Source organism: Mesorhizobium sp. M7A.F.Ca.AU.001.01.1.1, assembly GCF_004022735.1.
Lineage (GTDB): Bacteria > Pseudomonadota > Alphaproteobacteria > Rhizobiales > Rhizobiaceae > Mesorhizobium > Mesorhizobium ciceri.
The window spans coordinates 1-3631 of record NZ_RZPF01000667.1 but is presented as its reverse complement, the minus strand read 5'-3'; the positions used below and the strand labels follow the sequence as shown (position 1 = coordinate 3631).

Below are 3631 nucleotides of genomic sequence, written 5' to 3'. Positions count from 1 at the left end.
CCTTCATGTTGCGCAGATAGCCGCCATTGCGGTTGGCGTAGCGCGGCGCGATGGCGCCGAACAGACGCTTGCCGACGCCTTCATTGCCGATCTGGGCAATGACCTGGCGGCGGGCGTGCAGGTCGCCACGCTTGCCGAGCGTCACCAGCTTCTCGACGATCGGACGCAGGTCCTTCGCCTTCGGCAAGGTTGTGACGATCTGCTCGTGCTCGAGCAGCGACACGGCGAGGTTGGCGAACATCGACTTGCGATGGCTAATGCTTCGGGCGAAGCGGCGGCCTTTGAAACCGTGGCGCATGGCTCTTTTCCTTCTTCAGTTGTTCAAGAGGCCGCGGCCTCTGATGGTTTTCCGCATGACCGTCGGATCGAGCGGCCCACGCCGCCGATCCTTGGAATTCATGCTCAATATTGGTCTTCGTAACGCTTAGCGAGGTCTTCGATGTTTTCCGGCGGCCAGTCCGGCACTTCCATGCCGAGGTGCAGGCCCATCGCCGCCAGAACTTCCTTGATCTCGTTCAGCGACTTGCGGCCGAAGTTCGGGGTGCGCAGCATCTCGGCTTCGGTCTTCTGGATCAGGTCGCCGATATAGACGATGTTGTCGTTCTTCAGGCAGTTGGCCGAACGCACCGAAAGCTCGAGTTCGTCGACCTTCTTGAGCAGCGCCGGGTTGAAGGCGAGCTCGGTGACGGCCTCGGCAGCGACTTCCTTCTGCGGCTCGTCGAAGTTGACGAACAGGCCGAGCTGGTCCTGCAGGATGCGGGCGGCGAAAGCCACTGCGTCCTCGCCGGTGATCGAACCGTCGGTCTCGATCGTCATGGTCAGCTTGTCATAGTCGAGAACCTGGCCCTCGCGGGTGTTCTCGACCTTGTAGGAGACCTTCTTGACCGGCGAATAAAGGCTGTCGACCGGGATGAGGCCGATCGGCGCGTCTTCGGCGCGGTTGCGGTCGGCCGGCACGTAACCCTTGCCGGTGTCGACGGTGAATTCCATGCGGATTTCAGCGCCTTCGTCCAGCGTGCAGATGACGTGGTCGGGGTTGAGGATCTCGACGTCGCCAACCGTCTGGATGTCGCCGGCAAGAACCGCACCCGGTCCCTGCTTGCGAACGACCATGCGCTTGGGACCATCGCCTTCCATGCGGATGGCGATTTCCTTGATATTCAAGACGATGTCGGTCACGTCCTCGCGCACACCGGCGATGGACGAGAATTCATGTAGAACGCCGTCGATCTGCACGGCGGTAACAGCCGCACCGCGCAGCGAAGACAGAAGCACGCGGCGCAGCGCGTTGCCCAGCGTCAGGCCAAAGCCACGCTCGAGAGGCTCGGCGACCAGCGTGGTCAGCGTCTTCTTCTTCGACGAGAACTCGATCTTGTTCGGCTTGATCAGTTCCTGCCAATTTTTCTGGATCATGATGCTTTCCTTCCGTTGACCCGCCACCATCCAATCGTGGCGGGCGACCTGGAATGCCGCGGAGGAGCGCCCAAGGGCGCTCGCGCGGCGTTCGGTAAATGCTTAGACGCGACGCTTCTTGCGCGGGCGGCAGCCATTGTGCGGGATCGGCGTCACATCACGGATCGAGGTGATGGTGAAGCCGGCCGCCTGCAGGGCGCGCAGTGCCGATTCACGACCGGAGCCGGGTCCGCAGACCTCGACTTCGAGCATGCGCATGCCGTGTTCCTGGGCCTTCTTGGCAACATCCTCGGCAGCCATCTGGGCAGCGAACGGGGTCGACTTGCGCGAACCCTTGAAGCCCTGAGCACCGGCAGACGACCAGGCAATCGAATTGCCCTGCGCATCGGTGATGGTGATCATCGTGTTGTTGAAGGTCGAATTGACGTGGGCAACGCCCGACGAGATATTCTTGCGTTCGCGACGGCGAACACGAGCGGCTTCCTTGGCCATGATAGTCCTTTCAGTTGATCTCTACACCGCCGTAATGCCAGCGGCTCCACCTTCGTAAGGGAGTAGGGGAATAGGGCAGCAAGGGAGTAGGGAAAAACGCGACCCGACTGGCGGGCATTCCCTACTGCCTTACTCCCCTACTCCCTTATTCCCCTAAAAAAATTACTTCTTCTTGCCGGCGATCGACTTGGCCGGGCCCTTGCGGGTGCGCGCATTGGTATGCGTGCGCTGGCCGCGGACCGGCAGCGAGCGGCGGTGACGCAGGCCGCGGTAGCAGCCGAGGTCCATGAGCCGCTTGATGTTCATCGAGACTTCGCGGCGCAGGTCGCCTTCAACCTGGTAATCGCGGTCGATGGTCTCGCGGATCTGCAGCACTTCCGCGTCGGTCAGCTGGTTGACGCGGCGCTCGGCCGGGATGCCGACCTTGTCGACGATCTCCTGGGCGAACCGCTTGCCAATGCCGTGAATGTACTGAAGCGCAATGACAACGCGCTTGTTGGTCGGAATGTTGACGCCGGCTATACGAGCCATGTTCTTCCCTTCTCCATGTGGGCCGGCCAATCCTCAAAAACAAGGTAGGCTCGGCGCTGTCTTAAGTTGCCCCGCGTCCGGTGGAGGCCGGCCCATGCGGGAGTTTCCAGTTCAATGCGGCTGCCTTGCCCTTGCGGACAAGCAAAGCTCATGCCTGATAGGAAGACGGGCCGCCATACCGCAGCGAACCGCCTCCGTCAAGTGCAATCGTTAATTTCCCCGCACCGCGTCCTTGAGCACCGCTTCGATCTGTTCCGTCACGGCGTCGATATCGGCCATGCCATCGACACTGCGGAGCTTGCCCTTGGCATAGTAGTAGCCAATCAGCGGCGACGTCTTCTTGTAGTATTCCCTCAGGCGCTCTTCGAACACGGTCGGATTGTCGTCCTTGCGAACGGGAAGGCCGGCGGCCTGCGCCTCGTCGGCGCGTTTGACGATCCGGCCAACCAGGGCCTTGTCGTCGACCACGAGTTCAATGACGGCGTCGAGCCCCTGCGAGCGATCCGACAGCATCTGCTCGACCGCATCCGCCTGCACCAGGGTCCGCGGATAGCCGTCGAGGATGAACCCCTTGGCGCAGTCGGGCTGATCGATACGCTCAGCGACGATCGCGTTGACGATCGCGTCGGACACCAGTTCACCGGCATCCATCACCGCCTTGGCGCGCTTGCCAACCTCGGTGCCTGCCTGGACGGCAGCACGCAGCATGTCGCCCGTCGAGAGCTGGGGTATGCCGTGTTTTTCTACCAGTCTTTGTGCTTGCGTCCCCTTGCCCGCTCCTGGCGGCCCAAGCAATATCAACCTCATCTGGCTTTCTTCCCCCCGCGCAGCTTCGACTTCTTGATCAGGCCTTCATACTGGTGCGCGATCAGGTGACCCTGAATCTGCGCAACCGTATCGAGCGTGACACTGACCACGATCAGAAGCGATGTGCCACCAAGGTAGAACGGTACGCCAGTCGCCGAGATCAGGAACTCCGGCAGCAGGCACACCAGCACCAGATAGATGGCGCCGACGACGGTGATGCGGGTGAGAACGTAATCGATATAATCGGCGGTGCGCTCGCCCGGACGATAGCCCGGGATGAAGCCCGAATGCTTCTTGAGCTGGTCGGCGGTGTCCTTCGGGTTGAAGACAATCGCGGTGTAGAAGAAGGCGAAGAACACGATCATCGCCGCATAAAACAGCATGTAGA

The 3631-nt window shown here is 61.3% G+C and carries 5 protein-coding genes and 1 pseudogene; all 6 read right to left on the bottom strand.

Translation table 11 applies throughout. The features are described from left to right. The coding region (gene rplQ, locus EN884_RS29425; protein WP_128360896.1) for a 50S ribosomal protein L17 at positions 1 to 298 on the bottom strand (298 nt) is incomplete at its 3' end. 104 nt (positions 299 to 402) lie between these two features. Beyond that, a complete protein-coding gene (locus tag EN884_RS29420) occupies positions 403 to 1413 on the bottom strand; it encodes a DNA-directed RNA polymerase subunit alpha (protein ID WP_013531438.1) in 1011 nt (336 codons plus the stop codon). 102 nt (positions 1414 to 1515) lie between these two features. Beyond that, a complete protein-coding gene (gene rpsK, locus EN884_RS29415; RefSeq protein WP_006205444.1) occupies positions 1516 to 1905 on the bottom strand; it encodes a 30S ribosomal protein S11 in 390 nt (129 codons plus the stop codon). A gap of 162 nt (positions 1906 to 2067) precedes the next feature. Further along, positions 2068 to 2436 carry a 30S ribosomal protein S13 gene (gene rpsM, locus EN884_RS29410; RefSeq protein ID WP_013531437.1) on the bottom strand — a complete coding sequence of 123 codons (369 nt, stop codon included), beginning with the start codon at positions 2434 to 2436 and terminating at the stop codon, positions 2068 to 2070. 210 nt (positions 2437 to 2646) lie between these two features. Next, on the bottom strand, positions 2647 to 3243 hold the full coding sequence (locus EN884_RS29405) for an adenylate kinase (protein ID WP_013531436.1): 597 nt from the start codon (positions 3241 to 3243) through the stop codon (positions 2647 to 2649). Beyond that, positions 3240 to 3631: pseudogene (locus EN884_RS29400) on the bottom strand (preprotein translocase subunit SecY); the annotation flags it as partial. The pseudogene EN884_RS29400 and the gene EN884_RS29405, both read right to left, overlap by 4 nt.